Origin of the sequence: Streptomyces sp. 4F14 (genome assembly GCF_048159485.1) — a bacterium.
Taxonomy (GTDB): domain Bacteria; phylum Actinomycetota; class Actinomycetes; order Streptomycetales; family Streptomycetaceae; genus Streptomyces.
In genome coordinates, this window is record NZ_JBLRVY010000020.1 from 123487 (window position 1) to 138392 (window position 14906).

The 14906-nt window shown below is 67.0% G+C and carries 26 protein-coding genes; 1 reads left to right on the plus strand and 25 read right to left on the minus strand.

Annotated features, from left to right (window positions below):
- Nucleotides 1–47: 47 nt before the first annotated feature.
- The 24 genes from ACLZOT_RS30660 to rpsJ form a co-directional block, all read right to left on the minus strand.
- Complete coding sequence (locus ACLZOT_RS30660) at nucleotides 48–422, minus strand: hypothetical protein (RefSeq protein WP_416972373.1); 375 nt, start codon at nucleotides 420–422, stop codon at nucleotides 48–50.
- A gap of 210 nt (nucleotides 423–632) precedes the next feature.
- Entirely contained in the window at nucleotides 633–1283 is a 651-nt protein-coding gene (locus ACLZOT_RS30665) for an adenylate kinase (protein WP_416972374.1), read from the minus strand.
- Nucleotides 1283–2596, minus strand: coding sequence for a preprotein translocase subunit SecY (gene secY / locus ACLZOT_RS30670; RefSeq protein WP_416972375.1), 1314 nt, complete (start codon nucleotides 2594–2596; stop codon nucleotides 1283–1285). The genes ACLZOT_RS30665 and secY overlap by 1 nt, the downstream gene beginning before the upstream one ends.
- 202 nt (nucleotides 2597–2798) lie before the next feature.
- A complete protein-coding gene (gene rplO / locus ACLZOT_RS30675; protein WP_416972376.1) occupies nucleotides 2799–3254 on the minus strand; it encodes a 50S ribosomal protein L15 in 456 nt (151 codons plus the stop codon).
- Nucleotides 3255–3256: 2 nt separating this feature from the next.
- On the minus strand, nucleotides 3257–3439 hold the full coding sequence (gene rpmD, locus ACLZOT_RS30680; RefSeq protein WP_005313525.1) for a 50S ribosomal protein L30: 183 nt from the start codon (nucleotides 3437–3439) through the stop codon (nucleotides 3257–3259).
- A complete protein-coding gene (rpsE, locus tag ACLZOT_RS30685; RefSeq protein WP_010354225.1) occupies nucleotides 3439–4047 on the minus strand; it encodes a 30S ribosomal protein S5 in 609 nt (202 codons plus the stop codon). The genes rpmD and rpsE overlap by 1 nt, the downstream gene beginning before the upstream one ends.
- 36 nt (nucleotides 4048–4083) lie before the next feature.
- Nucleotides 4084–4467: a 50S ribosomal protein L18 gene (gene rplR, locus ACLZOT_RS30690; RefSeq protein ID WP_010354226.1), complete on the minus strand. Its 384-nt coding sequence runs from the start codon at nucleotides 4465–4467 to the stop codon at nucleotides 4084–4086.
- 3 nt (nucleotides 4468–4470) lie between these two features.
- Nucleotides 4471–5010 carry a 50S ribosomal protein L6 gene (rplF, locus tag ACLZOT_RS30695; RefSeq protein WP_055718834.1) on the minus strand — a complete coding sequence of 180 codons (540 nt, stop codon included), beginning with the start codon at nucleotides 5008–5010 and terminating at the stop codon, nucleotides 4471–4473.
- A gap of 24 nt (nucleotides 5011–5034) precedes the next feature.
- Nucleotides 5035–5433, minus strand: a complete 399-nt coding sequence (gene rpsH / locus ACLZOT_RS30700; protein WP_030788259.1) for a 30S ribosomal protein S8 — start codon at nucleotides 5431–5433, stop codon at nucleotides 5035–5037.
- Between the two features lie 214 nt (nucleotides 5434–5647).
- A complete protein-coding gene (locus tag ACLZOT_RS30705; RefSeq protein WP_003956452.1) occupies nucleotides 5648–5833 on the minus strand; it encodes a type Z 30S ribosomal protein S14 in 186 nt (61 codons plus the stop codon).
- Between the two features lie 5 nt (nucleotides 5834–5838).
- A complete protein-coding gene (gene rplE, locus ACLZOT_RS30710; protein ID WP_416972377.1) occupies nucleotides 5839–6396 on the minus strand; it encodes a 50S ribosomal protein L5 in 558 nt (185 codons plus the stop codon).
- Nucleotides 6396–6719 (minus strand): 50S ribosomal protein L24, encoded by a 324-nt coding sequence (gene rplX, locus ACLZOT_RS30715; RefSeq protein ID WP_045559456.1) that lies wholly within the window; start codon nucleotides 6717–6719, stop codon nucleotides 6396–6398. The genes rplE and rplX overlap by 1 nt, the downstream gene beginning before the upstream one ends.
- A gap of 2 nt (nucleotides 6720–6721) precedes the next feature.
- Nucleotides 6722–7090: a 50S ribosomal protein L14 gene (gene rplN / locus ACLZOT_RS30720; protein ID WP_055718836.1), complete on the minus strand. Its 369-nt coding sequence runs from the start codon at nucleotides 7088–7090 to the stop codon at nucleotides 6722–6724.
- 97 nt (nucleotides 7091–7187) lie between these two features.
- The gene (rpsQ, locus tag ACLZOT_RS30725; protein WP_009327090.1) at nucleotides 7188–7475 is read right to left on the minus strand and encodes a 30S ribosomal protein S17; all 288 of its coding nucleotides are present in this window, start codon (nucleotides 7473–7475) and stop codon (nucleotides 7188–7190) included.
- Nucleotides 7475–7699: a 50S ribosomal protein L29 gene (rpmC, locus tag ACLZOT_RS30730; RefSeq protein WP_003974259.1), complete on the minus strand. Its 225-nt coding sequence runs from the start codon at nucleotides 7697–7699 to the stop codon at nucleotides 7475–7477. Before rpmC ends, rpsQ begins: the two co-directional genes overlap by 1 nt.
- Nucleotides 7699–8118, minus strand: coding sequence for a 50S ribosomal protein L16 (gene rplP, locus ACLZOT_RS30735; protein ID WP_055718837.1), 420 nt, complete (start codon nucleotides 8116–8118; stop codon nucleotides 7699–7701). The genes rpmC and rplP overlap by 1 nt, the downstream gene beginning before the upstream one ends.
- 5 nt (nucleotides 8119–8123) lie before the next feature.
- Nucleotides 8124–8954 carry a 30S ribosomal protein S3 gene (rpsC, locus tag ACLZOT_RS30740; protein WP_416972378.1) on the minus strand — a complete coding sequence of 277 codons (831 nt, stop codon included), beginning with the start codon at nucleotides 8952–8954 and terminating at the stop codon, nucleotides 8124–8126.
- Nucleotides 8954–9301 (minus strand): 50S ribosomal protein L22, encoded by a 348-nt coding sequence (gene rplV, locus ACLZOT_RS30745; RefSeq protein ID WP_055718839.1) that lies wholly within the window; start codon nucleotides 9299–9301, stop codon nucleotides 8954–8956. The genes rpsC and rplV overlap by 1 nt, the downstream gene beginning before the upstream one ends.
- Before the next feature lie 43 nt (nucleotides 9302–9344).
- Nucleotides 9345–9626: a 30S ribosomal protein S19 gene (rpsS, locus tag ACLZOT_RS30750; protein WP_416972379.1), complete on the minus strand. Its 282-nt coding sequence runs from the start codon at nucleotides 9624–9626 to the stop codon at nucleotides 9345–9347.
- A gap of 12 nt (nucleotides 9627–9638) precedes the next feature.
- The gene (gene rplB, locus ACLZOT_RS30755) at nucleotides 9639–10475 is read right to left on the minus strand and encodes a 50S ribosomal protein L2 (RefSeq protein ID WP_355869329.1); all 837 of its coding nucleotides are present in this window, start codon (nucleotides 10473–10475) and stop codon (nucleotides 9639–9641) included.
- Between the two features lie 38 nt (nucleotides 10476–10513).
- Nucleotides 10514–10933, minus strand: a complete 420-nt coding sequence (gene rplW, locus ACLZOT_RS30760; protein ID WP_416972380.1) for a 50S ribosomal protein L23 — start codon at nucleotides 10931–10933, stop codon at nucleotides 10514–10516.
- Complete coding sequence (gene rplD / locus ACLZOT_RS30765; protein WP_416972381.1) at nucleotides 10933–11589, minus strand: 50S ribosomal protein L4; 657 nt, start codon at nucleotides 11587–11589, stop codon at nucleotides 10933–10935. Before rplD ends, rplW begins: the two co-directional genes overlap by 1 nt.
- Before the next feature lie 7 nt (nucleotides 11590–11596).
- Complete coding sequence (gene rplC, locus ACLZOT_RS30770) at nucleotides 11597–12241, minus strand: 50S ribosomal protein L3 (RefSeq protein WP_005481233.1); 645 nt, start codon at nucleotides 12239–12241, stop codon at nucleotides 11597–11599.
- Nucleotides 12242–12259: 18 nt separating this feature from the next.
- Nucleotides 12260–12568, minus strand: a complete 309-nt coding sequence (gene rpsJ, locus ACLZOT_RS30775) for a 30S ribosomal protein S10 (RefSeq protein ID WP_003948644.1) — start codon at nucleotides 12566–12568, stop codon at nucleotides 12260–12262.
- A gap of 384 nt (nucleotides 12569–12952) precedes the next feature.
- Between rpsJ and ACLZOT_RS30780 the strand changes: the two genes are divergently transcribed.
- Entirely contained in the window at nucleotides 12953–13570 is a 618-nt protein-coding gene (locus ACLZOT_RS30780) for a hypothetical protein (RefSeq protein ID WP_416972382.1), read from the plus strand.
- Here the strand turns inward: ACLZOT_RS30780 and ACLZOT_RS30785 are convergent.
- Nucleotides 13567–14904: an extracellular solute-binding protein gene (locus ACLZOT_RS30785; RefSeq protein WP_416972383.1), complete on the minus strand. Its 1338-nt coding sequence runs from the start codon at nucleotides 14902–14904 to the stop codon at nucleotides 13567–13569. The two genes, ACLZOT_RS30780 and ACLZOT_RS30785, sit on opposite strands and share 4 nt — an antisense overlap.
- Nucleotides 14905–14906 lie beyond the last annotated feature (2 nt).

The following is a 14906-nucleotide window of genomic DNA, read 5'->3' on the forward strand; positions in this document are numbered from 1 at the left end:
GTCGCCGAGGGCGGCCGGGGCCTGGATGCTCAGGGCGGAGCCGAGGCTCAGCTCTCGCGGATCACCGGCGAGACGACACAGGCGCCGCCGCCGTTCCAGCACAGCACCATGTCGTGGGGCGTCCGCCCGATGAGGTCGGTCTCCTTGGTGTCACAGCCGTTGTCGCCGCCGTCGTCGACGGTGAGGATCGTGACGATCCGCCCGTCGGCACGCAGCTGCCGGACGTACCCGGTGACTCCGTGGTCGTCGACCCGGGTGTCGCAGACGCGGAACTTGTCACCGTCGTCGATGAAGGTCATGTTGCCGCGGTTGTTCGGCAGGCTGATGCCGACGTTGCCGGCGAAGGCGGGCGCGGAGGCCACGCCGAGGAAGATGGCGGCGGACGCGGCGACGATGCCACCGCTCTTGAGCAGAGTCTTCATGTGTTTCTCCCCGTTGAGGGCCTGGAAAAGGCCCAACTGCACGGGGGCATACGGAAGTTGTGACCACCGTTTCCCCCGTTGATCGGCACGACCCTACAGACGGGGATCTTGCGTGTCCATGATTATTCGATGGTCCGGCAAAGCACGCGCCAAGAAGCCCCCGGCGTCCCTGAGGGACACCGGGGGCTTCCGGGATGCGGGTGGTCGAGCCTAGTCGCGCCGCAGTGCTTCCATGGCCCGCGCCGTGACCTCGTCGACCTTGCCCAGCGCGGAGATGGTGACGACCAGCCCCTGGGTCTTGTAGTAGTCGATGATCGGCTCGGTCTGCGTGTGGTAGACCTCCAGCCGCTTGCGCACGGTGTCCTCGGAGTCGTCGTCACGCTGGTACAGCTCGCCCCCGCAGACGTCGCAGACCCCGTCACGCTTCGGCGGGCTGTACGTCACGTGGAAGACGTGGCTGGAGTCCTCGCGGCAGATCCGCCGCCCGGCGATCCGCTTGACGACCTCCTCCTCGGGGACCTCCAGGTCCAGCACCGCGTCCAGCTTCATGGACTCGGTACGGAGCATCTCGTCGAGCGACTCGGCCTGCGAGACGTTGCGCGGGAAGCCGTCGAGGAGGAACCCGCCCTCGGCGTCCGGCTGTTCCATGCGGTCCTTGGCCATCCCGATGGTGACCTCGTCCGGTACCAGGTTGCCCGCGTCCATGTAGGACTTCGCGAGTTTCCCGAGGTCGGTCTGCCGGCTGATGTTGGCGCGGAAGAGGTCGCCCGTGGAGATGTGCGGGATCGACAGGTTCTTGGCCAGGAACGCGGCCTGCGTTCCCTTCCCGGCGCCCGGCGGCCCGACGAGGACGATTCGCATCAGCGGAGGAACCCTTCGTAATTGCGCTGCTGGAGCTGGCTCTCGATCTGCTTCACGGTCTCCAGACCGACACCCACGATGATCAGGATGCTGGTACCGCCGAACGGGAAGTTCTGGTCTGCCCCGAAACCAGCCAACGCCATCGTCGGGACGAGAGCAATCAGACCCAAGTACAGCGAGCCCGGCCAGGTGATCCGGTTGAGTACGTAGGAAAGGTACTCAGCGGTCGGTCGGCCAGCCCGGATGCCCGGGATGAAGCCACCATACTTCTTCATGTTGTCCGCGACTTCTTCGGGGTTGAAGGAGATGGCCACGTAGAAGAAGGCGAAGAACACGATGAGCAGGAAGTAGAGCGCGATGTGCACCCCGGCCCGGGTGTTGGCGAGGTTCGTCGTCACCCAGGTCGCCCACCCGGCCTGCGAGTTGGAGAACTGGACGATGAGCGCCGGGATGTAGAGCAGCGACGAGGCGAAGATGACGGGGATGACGCCCGCCTGGTTCACCTTGAGGGGGATGTAGGTCGACGTACCGCCGTAGGACCGGCGGCCGATCATGCGCTTCGCGTACTGGACGGGGATGCGGCGCTGGGCCTGCTCGACCAGGACGACGAGGCCGACCATGACGAGGCCGACGGCGATGACGGTGCCGAACTCGATCCAGCCGCCGGCCAGGGTGCCCTGCTTCTTGATGGCCCACAGCGCGGACGGGAAGGTCGCGGCGATCGAGATGAACATGAGGATCGACATGCCGTTGCCGATGCCGCGGTCGGTGATGAGCTCACCGAGCCACATGACGAGGGCGGTGCCGGCGGTCATGCAGACCACCATGACGATGGTGGTGAAGATGTCGCGGTTCGGGACGATGCTGTTCGCGACCGAGCAGCCGGAGAAGAGCGAGCCGCTGCGGGCGGTGGCGACGAGGCCGGTGCCCTGGAGGATGGCGAGCGCCACGGTCAGGTAGCGGGTGTACTGCGTGATCTTCGCGGTACCGGCCTGACCCTCCTTCTTGAGGGCTTCCAGGCGCGGGATCACGACGGTCAGCAGCTGGAGGATGATGCTCGCCGTGATGTACGGCATGATCCCCAGCGCGAAGATCGTGATCTGGAGCAGCGCGCCGCCGCTGAACATGTTGATCAGCCCGAAGAGGCTCTGGTTGCCGGACGCCTCGTCCACGCACTGCTGGACGGACTTGTAGTCGACGCCGGGGATCGGGACGTGGGTACCGACCCGGTAGGCCACGACGATACCGAGCGTGAAGAGCAGCTTCTTGCGCAGGTCGGGCGTCTTGAACGCCCGGGCGAACGCGGTGAGCACGGTGCCTCCTGCGACCCCCGCGCATCTGCGTCAAGGGTGACGGTCTGAGGTTCGACGGTTGGGTAACGACGGTGCTGAATAACAGACAGCGCAGGCCACCTTACCGGCGACACTGCCCCCTCTGGAACGACCGACCGGGGATACCCCTTTTGTGGGGTATCCCCGGTCGGGATCGCTCATGTCATCGAGACGCCTGAGGTGATCAGACGAGCTCGGTGACCGTGCCGCCGGCAGCGGTGATCTTCTCCTTGGCGGAGCCGGAGACGGCGTCGACCGTCACCTGCAGCGCCACGGAGAGCTCACCCTGACCGAGGACCTTGACGAGGCTGTTCTTGCGAACCGCGCCCTTGGCGACCAGGTCCTCGACGGTGACCTCGCCACCTTCGGGGTAGAGGGCCGCCAGCTTGTCGAGGTTCACGACCTGGAACTCGGTCTTGAACGGGTTCTTGAAGCCCTTCAGCTTCGGGAGACGCATGTGGAGGGGCATCTGGCCACCCTCGAAGCGCTCCGGAACCTGGTAACGGGCCTTCGTGCCCTTGGTACCACGACCGGCCGTCTTACCCTTCGACGCCTCACCACGACCGACACGGGTCTTGGCGGTCTTGGCGCCGGGGGCCGGACGGAGGTTGTGGATCTTGAGCGGGCTGTTCTCCGCCATGATCAGTCGACCTCCTCGACCGTCACGAGGTGGCGGACGGTGTGCACCATGCCGCGGAACTCGGGGCGGTCCTCCTTGACGACCACGTCGTTCAGGCGCTTGAGCCCGAGCGAACGCAGCGTGTCACGGTGGTTCTGCTTGCTGCCGATGTAGGACTTCGTCTGCGTGATCTTGAGGCGGGCCATTACGCAGCACCAGCCCCGGCACGCGCCCGCAGCAGAGCCGCGGGGGCGACGTCCTCCAGGGGGAGGCCACGGCGAGCCGCGATCTCCTCCGGACGCTGGAGACCCTTGAGGGCCTCCACCGTCGCGTGGACGATGTTGATCGCGTTGGACGAGCCGAGCGACTTCGACAGGATGTCGTGCACGCCCGCGCACTCCAGCACGGCACGCACCGGACCACCGGCGATGACGCCGGTACCGGGGGAGGCAGGCTTGAGCAGGACGACGCCCGCGGCCTTCTCGCCCGTGATCGGGTGCGGGATGGTGCCCTGGATACGGGGGACCTTGAAGAAGTGCTTCTTGGCCTCCTCAACACCCTTGGCGATGGCGGCCGGCACCTCCTTGGCCTTGCCGTAACCGACACCCACGGTGCCGTCACCGTCGCCCACTACGACGAGCGCAGTGAAGCTGAAGCGACGACCACCCTTGACAACCTTGGCGACACGGTTGATCGCGACGACACGCTCGACGTACGCGGTCTTCTCGGCGGCGGCAGCGCCACCGTCACGACCCTTACGGTCCCGCCGCTCGCCGCCACCGGCACCGCTTCCACGGCGCTGGGGTCCAGCCATTGGATTACCTCTCTCTTTCCGCTAGCTACGAGCGGCTCAGAACTTGAGCCCGGCTTCGCGGGCGGCGTCCGCCAGGGCGGCGATGCGCCCGGCGTACTGGTTGCCACCACGGTCGAACACCACGGCCTCGACACCGGCGGCCTTGGCGCGCTCGGCGACCAGGGCACCGACCTGCTTGGCCTGGGCCGACTTGTCGCCCTCGCCACCGCGGATCGAGGTGTCCAGGGTGGACGCCGACGCCAGGGTGTGCCCCTTGAGGTCGTCGATCACCTGGGCCACGATGTGGCGGTTGGAGCGGGTAACGACCAGACGGGGACGCTCTTCCGTACCGTTGATCCGCTTGCGGATGCGCAGGTGACGGCGCTTGATCGCGGCGCGCTTGTAGGCGTCGCCCTTCAGGATCTTCTGTCCGTATGCCATGGCTTACTTACCCGCCTTTCCGACCTTGCGGCGGATGACTTCGCCCTCGTACTTGACGCCCTTGGCCTTGTACGGGTCGGGCTTGCGCAGCTTGCGGATGTTGGCCGCAACCTCGCCGACCTTCTGCTTGTCGATGCCCTCGACCTGGAAGCGGGTCGGGTTCTCCACCTTGAAGGTGATGCCCTCGGGCGCCTCGACGACGATCGGGTGGCTGTAGCCGAGCGCGAACTCGAGGCTCGTGCCCTTCGCGGCCACGCGGTAACCGACACCGCTGATTTCGAGCTTCTTCACGTAACCCTGGGTCACGCCGGTGATCATGTTCGCCACCAGCGTGCGGGACAGGCCGTGCAGGGCCTTGCTCTGACGCTCGTCGTTGGGGCGGGTGACGCTCAGCACGCCGTCCTCACCCTTGGCGATGTCGATCGGAGCTGCGACGGTGTGGGTCAGCTCGCCCTTGGGGCCCTTGACCTTCACCGTGCGGCCGTCGATGGTGACGTCCACGCCGGCGGGAACCGCGATGGGGAGCTTGCCGATACGCGACATAGCTGTTTCCTCCGTTCCCTTCTGCTACCAGACGTAGGCGAGGACTTCCCCACCCACGCCCTTCTTGCCGGCCTGCTTGTCGGTGAGGAGCCCGTGCGACGTGGAGATGATCGCCACGCCGAGGCCGCCCAGCACCTTCGGCAGGGAGGTGGACTTCGCGTACACCCGGAGACCGGGCTTGGAGATCCGCTTGATGCCCGCGATGGAGCGCTCACGGTTCGGGCCGAACTTCAGCTCAAGGGTGAGGTTCTTGCCGACCTCGGCGTCCTCGACCTTCCAGCCCGTGATGAAGCCCTCCTGCTGGAGGATCTCCGCGATGTGCGACTTGATCTTGGACGCCGGCATCGTCACGGAATCGTGGTACGCCGAGTTCGCGTTCCGCAGACGCGTCAGCATGTCTGCGATCGGATCAGTCATGGTCATGAATTGGCCTTCGGCCTCTCTCGCCGGGGTTTCCTGTATGCGCCATCCCTCTCCCCACTCGGTGGCGGGACGGGTGCGGTGCGGGGACCTACGGCGTAGTAAGTCGTATCGGGCGACTGTCAGGCGCCCAACCCTCCCAGCCTAAGCCATGGAGAGGTGGGCACCTGACACGCCCAGTGCTTACCGAGAGCCTCTGGAATCCCGAAGTACGGGACTACCAGGAGCTCTTGGTCACGCCCGGCAGCTCGCCGCGGTGAGCCATCTCACGAAGGCACACACGGCACAGGCCGAACTTGCGGTACACGGAGTGCGGACGACCGCAGCGCTGGCAGCGGGTGTACGCGCGCACACCGAACTTCGGCTTGCGAGCAGCCTTAGCGATCAGAGCCTTCTTCGCCATCTCGCTCACGCCTCCTTGAAGGGGAAGCCGAGGTGACGAAGGAGCGCGCGGCCCTCAGCGTCGTTGGTCGCCGTGGTGACCACGGTGATGTCCATACCCCGGACGCGGTCGATCTTGTCCTGGTCGATCTCGTGGAACATGACCTGCTCCGTGAGACCGAAGGTGTAGTTGCCACGGCCGTCGAACTGCTTGGGGGACAGACCGCGGAAGTCGCGGATGCGCGGGAGCGCGAGCGACAGGGTGCGGTCCAGGAACTCCCACATGCGGTCGCCACGGAGCGTGACGTGGGCACCGATCGGCTGGCCCTCACGCAGCTTGAACTGCGCGATGGACTTGCGGGCCTTGGTGACCTGCGGCTTCTGGCCGGTGATCGTGGAGAGGTCGCGGATCGCGCCCTCGATCAGCTTCGAGTCACGGGCGGCGTCGCCGACACCCATGTTGACCACGATCTTCACGAGGCCGGGGATCTGCATGACGTTCTCGTACTTGAACTCGTCGTGCAGCTTGCCCGCGATCTCCTCGCGGTACTTCGTCTTGAGACGCGGAGTGGTGGTGGTAGCCATCAGATGTCCTCACCCGTCCGCTTGGCAACGCGAACCTTGTTGCCCTCGTCGTCGAAGCGGTAACCGACACGCGTGACGACCTTCTTGCCGTCCTTCTCCACGACCAGCTGGACGTTGGAGACGTGGATCGGAGCCTCGGTCGTGACGATGCCGCCGGCCTGCGAGCCGCTGGCGGTCGGGCCGGCCTTGGTGTGCTTCTTGACCCGGTTGACACCCTCGACCAGGACGCGGTCCTCGCGGGGGAAGGCCGCGATGACCTTGCCCTGCTTGCCCTTGTCCTTACCGGTGATGACCTGGACCAGGTCGCCCTTCTTGATCTTCATGCTTACAGCACCTCCGGAGCCAGCGAGATGATCTTCATGAACTTCTTCTCGCGCAGCTCACGCCCGACGGGGCCGAAGATGCGGGTACCACGAGGGTCACCGTCGTTCTTCAGAATGACGGCGGCGTTCTCGTCGAAGCGGATGTACGAGCCGTCCGGACGACGGCGCTCCTTGACGGTGCGCACGACGACCGCCTTGACGACGTCGCCCTTCTTCACGTTGCCGCCCGGGATCGCGTCCTTGACGGTGGCAACGATGACGTCACCGATGCCCGCGTAGCGGCGACCGGAGCCACCGAGCACACGGATGCAAAGGATTTCCTTCGCACCAGTGTTGTCGGCGACGCGCAGTCGCGACTCCTGCTGGATCACGTCTATCTCCTGTGTGTCTGCCGGTTCCCCGGGAGCCGCTCAGCGAGCGGCTCCCGGAGCCTGGCGGAACCGTCCTGCGGGGATGCCCGCAGGAGATTTACTTGGCCTTTTCGAGGATCTCGACGACGCGCCACCGCTTCGTGGCGGACAGCGGCCGGGTCTCCATCAGGAGGACACGGTCGCCGACGCCGGCGGCGTTCTGCTCGTCGTGGGCCTTGAGCTTGTTCGTACGGCGGATGACCTTGCCGTACAGAGCGTGCTTGACGCGGTCCTCGACGGCGACGACGACGGTCTTGTCCATCTTGTCGCTGACGACGAGACCCTCACGGGTCTTGCGGAAGCCGCGGGCCTCTGCGGTCTGCTCAGTCACGTTGTTCTCGCTCATCAGGCGCTCTCCACCGTCTCGATGCCCAGCTCGCGCTCACGCATCAGGGTGTAGATCCGCGCGATGTCCTTACGGACGGCCTTCAGCCGGCCGTGGTTCTCGAGCTGACCCGTCGCCGCCTGGAAGCGGAGGTTGAACAGCTCTTCCTTGGCCTCGCGGAGCTTCGCGAGAAGCTCCTCGTTGCCCAGCTCGCGCAGCTCGGACGCCTTGGTACCGGCCGACATCACGCTTCACCTGCCTCGCGCTTGACGATCCGGCACTTCATCGGCAGCTTGTGGGCCGCGCGGGTCAGCGCCTCACGGGCGATCTTCTCGTTGGGGTACGACAGCTCGAACATCACGCGTCCGGGCTTGACGTTGGCGATCCACCACTCCGGGGAACCCTTACCGGAACCCATGCGGGTCTCGGCGGGCTTCTTGGTGAGGGGACGGTCCGGGTAGATGTTGATCCAGACCTTGCCGCCACGCTTGATGTGACGCGTCATGGCGATACGAGCGGCCTCGATCTGACGGTTCGTCACGTAGGCCGGGGTGATGGCCTGAATGCCGTACTCGCCGAACGACACCTGCGTGCCGCCCTTGGCAGCGCCGTCCCGCTTGGGGTGGTGCTGCTTACGGTGCTTGACCCTACGGGGGATCAGCATGTCGGTCAGCTCTCCGTTCCGGTGCTCTCGGCCGGAGCGGCGGCGGGGGCCTCGGCCACGGGGGCCTCGGCGCCGGCAGCCTGCTGCGGCTTACGGCCGCGACCGCCACGCTCGCCACCGCGACCACCGCGGGCCGGGCGGTCGTTGCCACCGCCACGGGCCGGACGGTTGCCGGCGCGGGCGGCGGCGTTCTCGGCGCGGACCTCGGCGATGTTCTTGACGTCGCCCTTGTAGATCCAGACCTTCACACCGATCCGGCCGAAGGTCGTCTTGGCCTCGAAGAAGCCGTAGTCGACGTTCGCGCGGAGCGTGTGCAGGGGCACACGGCCCTCGCGGTAGAACTCCGAGCGGGACATCTCGGCGCCGCCGAGACGGCCACCGCACTGGATCTTGATGCCCTTGGCGCCGGCCTTCATGGCGGACTGCATGCTCTTGCGCATGGCCCGACGGAAGGAGACGCGGGAGGAGAGCTGCTCGGCGACGGCCTGGGCCACCAGCTGAGCGTCCGTCTCCGGGTTCTTGACCTCAAGGATGTTGAGCTGGACCTGCTTCTTGGTCAGCTTCTCCAGGTCACCGCGGATGCGGTCGGCCTCGGCGCCGCGGCGGCCGATGACGATGCCGGGACGCGCGGTGTGGATGTCCACCCGGACGCGGTCACGGGTGCGCTCGATCTCCACCTTCGAGATACCGGCGCGCTCCATGCCGGACGTCATCATCCGACGGATGGCGACGTCCTCGCCGACGTACTCCTTGTACGACTTGTCGGCGTACCACCGGGACTTGAAGTCCGTGGTGATGCCGAGCCGGAACCCATGCGGGTTAACCTTCTGGCCCATTACCGGGTTCCTTCCTTGCTGCTGACGACCACGGTGATGTGGCTGGTCCGCTTGCGGATCCGGTAGGCACGGCCCTGGGCGCGCGGACGGAACCGCTTCAGGGTCGGGCCCTCGTCGACGTACGCCTCGCTGATGAACAGCGACGTGGCGTCGGTGTGGTCGTAGTTGTGAGCGGCGTTGGCGATGGCGCTGTCCAGCACCTTGCCGACGGGCTCGGAAGCGGCCTGCGGGGCGAATCGCAGGACCGCCTGAGCCTCCGTGGCGTCCATGCCACGGATAAGGTCCACCACGCGGCGGGCCTTCATGGGCGTAACGCGGATGTACCGCGCCTGGGCCCTGGCTTCCATGGTTGTCCCTCTCAGTTACTTACGTGTCTGATGCGATCCGCTGCTAGCGGCGCTTCGACTTCCGGTCGTCCTTGACGTGACCCCGGAAGGTGCGCGTCGGCGAGAACTCGCCGAGCTTGTGGCCGACCATCGACTCGGTGACGAACACCGGGATGTGGGTCTTGCCGTTGTGCACCGCGATCGTGTGACCCAGCATGCTGGGGATGATCATCGAGCGACGGGACCAGGTCTTGATGACGTTCTTGGAACCGGCTTCGTTCTGGGCGTCCACCTTTTTGATCAGGTGGCCGTCGACGAAGGGTCCCTTCTTGAGACTGCGCGGCATCTAAACCCGCTCCTAGCGCTTCTTGTTCGTCTTGCGGCGGCGGACGATGTACTTGTTCGACGCCTTCTTGGGCGAACGAGTACGACCTTCCTTCTGACCCCACGGGGAGACCGGGTGGCGACCACCGGAGGTCTTGCCCTCACCACCACCGTGCGGGTGGTCGACCGGGTTCATCGCCACACCACGCACGGTCGGGCGGACGCCCAACCAGCGCTTACGGCCGGCCTTGCCCCAGTTGATGTTGCTCTGCTCGGCGTTGCCGACCTCGCCGACCGTGGCGCGGCAGCGCTGGTCGACCAGGCGGATCTCACCGGACGGCATGCGAAGGTGGGCCATCGAGCCCTCCTTCGCGAGCAGCTGCACCGAGGTACCGGCGGAGCGGGCGAACTTGGCGCCGCCACCGGGGCGGAGCTCGATCGCGTGGATCGTGGTACCGACCGGGATGTTGCGCAGCGCCAGGTTGTTGCCGGGCTTGATGTCGGCCCCGGCACCGTTCTCGACGCGGTCGCCCTGCTGGAGGTTGCGCGGGGCGAGGATGTAGCGCTTCTCGCCGTCGGCGTAGTGCAGCAGCGCGATGCGCGCGGTGCGGTTGGGGTCGTACTCGATGTGCGCGACCTTCGCCGGCACGCCGTCCTTGTCGTGACGACGGAAGTCGATCACGCGGTAGGCGCGCTTGTGTCCGCCACCCTGGTGGCGAACGGTCACACGACCGGAGTTGTTACGACCGCCCTTGCTGTGCAGCGGGCGGACCAGCGACTTCTCCGGCGTGGACCGCGTGACCTCGACGAAGTCGGCGACGCTGGAGCCACGACGGCCCGGCGTAGTCGGCTTGTACTTGCGGATTCCCATTTCTCAGTCCTCGTCCGATATCGGACGATCCGACCCGCTTACGCGGTCGGACCGCCGAAGATGTCGATACGGTCGCCCTCGGCCAGGGTCACGATCGCGCGCTTGCTGTCGGCACGCTTACCGAAACCGGTCTTGGTGCGCTTGCGCTTGCCCTGGCGGTTGATCGTGTTGACGCCGGTGACCTTGACCGAGAAGACCGCCTGGACGGCCTGCTTGATCTGGGTCTTGTTGGAGCCGGGCGCGACGATGAAGGTGTACTTGCCCTCGTCGAGGAGCGCGTAGCTCTTCTCCGACACGACCGGCTTCAGCAGCACGTCACGGGGGTCCGTGAAGGACTTGCTGACCGGAGTGACGACGGTGTTCTTGCCCTCGGCCTCGTGGCGCTTCGCCTTGGCGACGCGCGCGGCCTTCGCGGCCTTGGCGGCCTTGGCGGCGATGGAGGGGTGACGGATGGCCATCAGACCTCAGTCCCTTCGATGTCATTGGCCTTCGGGCCGGACACGAAGGACTCAAGCGCGGCCTGGGTGAAGACCACGTCGTCCGAAACGATCACGTCGTACGTGTTCAGCTGGCCCGGCTCCAGGATGTGCACCTGGGGCAGGTTGCGGGCGGACAGCCACGCGGCCTCGTCGGCGCGGTCGACGACCAGGAGCAGGTTCTTGCGCTCCGAGATCTTGCCGAACAGCGTCTTGGCGGCCTTCGTGGAGGGGGTCTCGCCCGCGATCACGCCGGTGACGACGTGGATGCGGTTGTGGCGGGCCCGGTCGGTGAGGGCGTGGCGCAGGGCCGCGGCCTTCATCTTCTTGGGCGTCCGCTGCGAGTAGTCGCGCGGCTGGGGGCCGTGCACGACGCCACCGCCGGCGAACTGCGGCGCGCGGGTCGAGCCCTGACGGGCGCGGCCGGTGCCCTTCTGGCGGTAAGGCTTCTTGCCACCACCACGGACTTCGCCACGGGTCTTGGTCTTGTGCGTGCCCTGGCGGGCAGCCGCGTTCTGCGCGACGACGACCTGGTGGATCAGCGGGATGCTGACCTTCTCCACGCCGAAGATCTCCGCGGGGAGTTCGACGCTTCCGGTCTTCTCGCCGGCAGGCGAAAGGATGTCAACAGTGCTCATCGGTACCTCAGGCCCCCTTGGCCGCGGTGCGGACCAGGACGAGGCCGCCGTTCGGACCGGGGACAGCGCCCTTGATGAGCAGCAGACCCTTCTCCGCGTCAACGGCGTGGACGGTCAGGTTCTGGGTGGTGACGCGCTCGTTGCCCATGCGACCCGCCATGCGGAGGCCCTTGAACACGCGGCCCGGGGTGGCGCAGCCACCGATGGAGCCGGGCGAGCGGTGCTTGCGCTGGGTGCCGTGACCGGCGCCGAGGCCCTTGAAGTTGTGACGCTTCATGACACCGGCGAAGCCCTTGCCCTTGCTCTTGCCGGTGACGTCGACCTTCACGCCGGCCTCGAAGACCTCGGCGGAGATCTCCTGGCCCAGCGTGTACTCGGAGGCGTCCGCGGTGCGGATCTCGACGAGGTGGCGACGGGGCGTGACGTCGGCCTTGGCGAAGTGGCCCTTGAGGGGCTTGTTCACCTTGCGCGGGTCGATCTCGCCGAAGGCGATCTGGACCGACTCGTAGCCGTCGACGTCGTTCGTGCGGACCTGGGTGACGACGTTGGGGCCGGCCTTGACGACGGTGACCGGAACAACACGGTTGTTCTCGTCCCACACCTGCGTCATGCCGAGCTTCTCGCCCAGGATGCCCTTGATCTGCTTAGCCATTACTCAGATCACCGGCCTTCAGAGCTTGATCTCGATGTCGACACCGGCCGGGAGGTCGAGTCGCATCAGAGAGTCAACGGTCTTGGGCGTCGGGTCGAGAATGTCGATCAGGCGCTTGTGCGTGCGCATCTCGAAGTGCTCGCGCGAGTCCTTGTACTTGTGCGGCGACTTGATGACGCAGTACACGTTCTTCTCAGTGGGCAGCGGCACCGGGCCCGCGACCGACGCACCAGTGCGGGTCACCGTCTCGACGATCTTCTTCGCCGAGGAGTCGATGACCTCGTGGTCGTAGGCCTTGAGCCGGATGCGGATCTTCTGTCCCGCCATGGCTACTCAGTAGTCCTGTCTCTTCGCTCCGGAACCCGGTGTTCCGTGCTCCCCGCTCCGACCCACGCGGTCGGGCGTGTCGCGCCCTCGCTGACAAAAAGTCCCCATCGGGACCATCCACTCACGAGGATTTCCACCGAGCTCCTGGCCGGTGCCGCACCGCACTTCCCGAAAGATTCCCGTACGTCCGCCCCAGCGCTGCCCTTCTGGGCAGTTAAGGCGACGAGTACTGTGGGACTCGCTTCCGGTCCTCCCGGCGGGAGGCGCGCAGCATCAACACTCGACCGAGCAACCCCGCTAGTCTGCCATACGGGGCACCGGCTCCGCCAATCGAGTCGGGGAGCATACCCCGAGAGTGACGCAGCTCAAACGCGGGGGACACGCATGCCGAGACGGTCGTCGCACAGATTCTCGGTCACCCGGGACCACCTGCCCTACGTGATCCTCACCCGCGTCCCCGACGCCACCCCCCTCGCCCTGGCCTCCGCTTCCCTCACCGGCGACCCCCTCCACACCCTCTATGACGCCGGTTCCGGCACCCCCCTCTGCACGATCACCGCCGTCCCGGACTCCCACCGGCACGTGTACGACATCCTGGCCCCCGACACCACGCCCCTGGCCCGCGTCATGCGCCACCCCCGCCGCTTCCTGCCCTGGCCGCGCCGGGTCCGCTGGACGGTGACCGTCATCACCTTCCCCACCCTCACGGCCCGCCAGGGCACGTCCTACGCCTGGTACCTCTACATCCTCACGTTCCCCTTGGTCCTCCTCTACGTCCTCGTCATGCTGGCCCTCGCCCTCCTCTTCGACGACCTCCCCGACCCCGACCTCGACCTCGACGACCTGAAGGCCCCCGAACGAACCCGCTGGCGATCCCCCGGCACCCGCCCCGCCCTCGACTACCGAGGCATCCGCTCCCGCTACCACCACCGCCCCGACCTGCTGGAACCACGGATCGCGTACGCCCTCGCGGTGATCCACGACCGGCATCGGGGCCGCTAGGGCAGTTCACGTTCCAGGGCCTCGTGAAGGGCTGCGGCGACTCCGGACGCGTCGGTGCGGCTGTCGAAGAGGGGGCCCAGTTCGTCGATGAGGGTCTGGGTGACGGCGCCGTACAGGGGGGTGCGGGGGCGTTGGACGGCGTTGCCGAGGGCGGGGAGGAGGATGTCGCGGGTGAAGTGGATCTGGTCGGGGGTGCGGGCGTTCTGGGCGGCTCCCTCGCCGGTGGAGCGGTCCACGTGGGTGCAGCGGGTCGCCTCGTCGTAGGAAGAGCGGCGGGTCGCGGCGAAACCGGCTTCGAGGAGGCAGCGTTCGCTGTCGTCGTCGGTGAGGAACCTGATCAACTCCGTTGCCCTGAGGGCTTTCTCACCGGATACGGACCGGGTCATCGCGAGGTTCTGGCCGCCGAGGACGGCCTTGCCGGGCAGCGGCGCGACCCCGAGCCGGTCCTTGAAGGCCGCGCGCAACGCCGGGTACGCGTAAGGCCAGTTGCGCAGGAAGGAGGTCTGCCCCTGGGTGAAGTCGCTGAGGGAGGCGTCCTCGTTGGAGGTGTACGCGTGCGGCAGGACGTACGCGGACAGCGCACGCCTCTTCAACTCCGCGACCCCCTTCCCGAGTTGCTCCTCGGTGGCCCGGTACCGCCCGCGCCCGTCGGTGATCTCCAGCCCCTCGACGGCACTGGAGAACGCCTCGACCGCGTTGACGGTCCGCCCTTCGTAGGGGGCGAGCTGCGTGGTCCAGCCGGCCTTCCAGCCCGGGGGCCGCGCCCGGTTCAGCGCGTCGATCTCGTCGAGTACGTCGTCCCAGCCGGCACCCGCGCGCAGATCGCCCACATGGTCGCGCCGGTAGTACAGCAGCCCCACATCGCTGTTGAACGGCACCGCGTACCGCTTCCCGTCCCACATGGACGTCTCGTCCACCGCCTCGACGATGTCCCCGGCATCGCTCACCGCGCTCTGCGGCAGCGGCTGGACGAGGTCCGCGTCGGCGAACTCCGGCACCCAGGTGACATCGAGGTTGACGACGTCGTACGAGGCGCTCCCCGACTGCAACGCGCCCAGCAGCTGCCCGCGTTGCTGATCCGCCGACCCGGGCAGCTCGACGAGCTGCGCCTGATAGCCGTCGGCACCCTGCCGGGCGTTCCAGGCGTCGATGAGGCGCTGCCGGGTGCCGTCGGTGACGTCCCGCCCACTGGCCACGACGATGAGCCGCGAGGACTGGTCGGCGGGGCGGGTGTCGGGGGTGGGGGTGGAGGTGGGGGTGCAGGCGGAGAGGGTGGCCAGGGCGAGGAGAACGGCGGTGAGGTGTACGGGAGTTGTGGGCCGCGGCCTTCTCATGA

What these genes read in the sequence shown, in the direction of transcription:
- rplR (WP_010354226.1), bottom strand. Translation starts at nt 4,467, where the DNA reads ATGGCATACGGACAGAAGATCCTGAAGGGCGACGCCTACAAGCGCGCC.
- rpsJ (WP_003948644.1), bottom strand. Translation starts at nt 12,568, where the DNA reads ATGGCGGGACAGAAGATCCGCATCCGGCTCAAGGCCTACGACCACGAG.
- ACLZOT_RS30660 (WP_416972373.1), bottom strand. Translation starts at nt 422, where the DNA reads ATGAAGACTCTGCTCAAGAGCGGTGGCATCGTCGCCGCGTCCGCCGCC.
- rplC (WP_005481233.1), bottom strand. Translation starts at nt 12,241, where the DNA reads ATGGCTAAGCAGATCAAGGGCATCCTGGGCGAGAAGCTCGGCATGACG.
- rpsS (WP_416972379.1), bottom strand. Translation starts at nt 9,626, where the DNA reads ATGCCGCGCAGTCTCAAGAAGGGACCCTTCGTCGACGGCCACCTGATC.
- ACLZOT_RS30665 (WP_416972374.1), bottom strand. Translation starts at nt 1,283, where the DNA reads ATGCGAATCGTCCTCGTCGGGCCGCCGGGCGCCGGGAAGGGAACGCAG.
- rplV (WP_055718839.1), bottom strand. Translation starts at nt 9,301, where the DNA reads ATGGAAGCCAGGGCCCAGGCGCGGTACATCCGCGTTACGCCCATGAAG.
- rpsQ (WP_009327090.1), bottom strand. Translation starts at nt 7,475, where the DNA reads ATGAGCGAGAACAACGTGACTGAGCAGACCGCAGAGGCCCGCGGCTTC.
- rpsE (WP_010354225.1), bottom strand. Translation starts at nt 4,047, where the DNA reads ATGGCTGGACCCCAGCGCCGTGGAAGCGGTGCCGGTGGCGGCGAGCGG.
- rpsC (WP_416972378.1), bottom strand. Translation starts at nt 8,954, where the DNA reads ATGGGCCAGAAGGTTAACCCGCATGGGTTCCGGCTCGGCATCACCACG.
- rpmC (WP_003974259.1), bottom strand. Translation starts at nt 7,699, where the DNA reads ATGTCGGCCGGTACCAAGGCGTCCGAGCTGCGCGAGCTGGGCAACGAG.
- rplW (WP_416972380.1), bottom strand. Translation starts at nt 10,933, where the DNA reads ATGGCCATCCGTCACCCCTCCATCGCCGCCAAGGCCGCCAAGGCCGCG.
- ACLZOT_RS30705 (WP_003956452.1), bottom strand. Translation starts at nt 5,833, where the DNA reads ATGGCGAAGAAGGCTCTGATCGCTAAGGCTGCTCGCAAGCCGAAGTTC.
- rplF (WP_055718834.1), bottom strand. Translation starts at nt 5,010, where the DNA reads ATGTCGCGTATCGGCAAGCTCCCCATCGCGGTTCCCGCCGGCGTGGAC.
- ACLZOT_RS30785 (WP_416972383.1), bottom strand. Translation starts at nt 14,904, where the DNA reads ATGAGAAGGCCGCGGCCCACAACTCCCGTACACCTCACCGCCGTTCTC.
- rplE (WP_416972377.1), bottom strand. Translation starts at nt 6,396, where the DNA reads ATGGCTACCACCACCACTCCGCGTCTCAAGACGAAGTACCGCGAGGAG.
- rpsH (WP_030788259.1), bottom strand. Translation starts at nt 5,433, where the DNA reads ATGACCATGACTGATCCGATCGCAGACATGCTGACGCGTCTGCGGAAC.
- rplD (WP_416972381.1), bottom strand. Translation starts at nt 11,589, where the DNA reads ATGAGCACTGTTGACATCCTTTCGCCTGCCGGCGAGAAGACCGGAAGC.
- rplX (WP_045559456.1), bottom strand. Translation starts at nt 6,719, where the DNA reads ATGAAGATCAAGAAGGGCGACCTGGTCCAGGTCATCACCGGTAAGGAC.
- rplP (WP_055718837.1), bottom strand. Translation starts at nt 8,118, where the DNA reads ATGCTGATCCCCCGTAGGGTCAAGCACCGTAAGCAGCACCACCCCAAG.
- ACLZOT_RS30780 (WP_416972382.1), top strand. Translation starts at nt 12,953, where the DNA reads ATGCCGAGACGGTCGTCGCACAGATTCTCGGTCACCCGGGACCACCTG.
- rpmD (WP_005313525.1), bottom strand. Translation starts at nt 3,439, where the DNA reads ATGGCCCGCCTCAAGATCACGCAGACGAAGTCCTACATCGGCAGCAAG.
- rplO (WP_416972376.1), bottom strand. Translation starts at nt 3,254, where the DNA reads ATGGCGGAGAACAGCCCGCTCAAGATCCACAACCTCCGTCCGGCCCCC.
- rplB (WP_355869329.1), bottom strand. Translation starts at nt 10,475, where the DNA reads ATGGGAATCCGCAAGTACAAGCCGACTACGCCGGGCCGTCGTGGCTCC.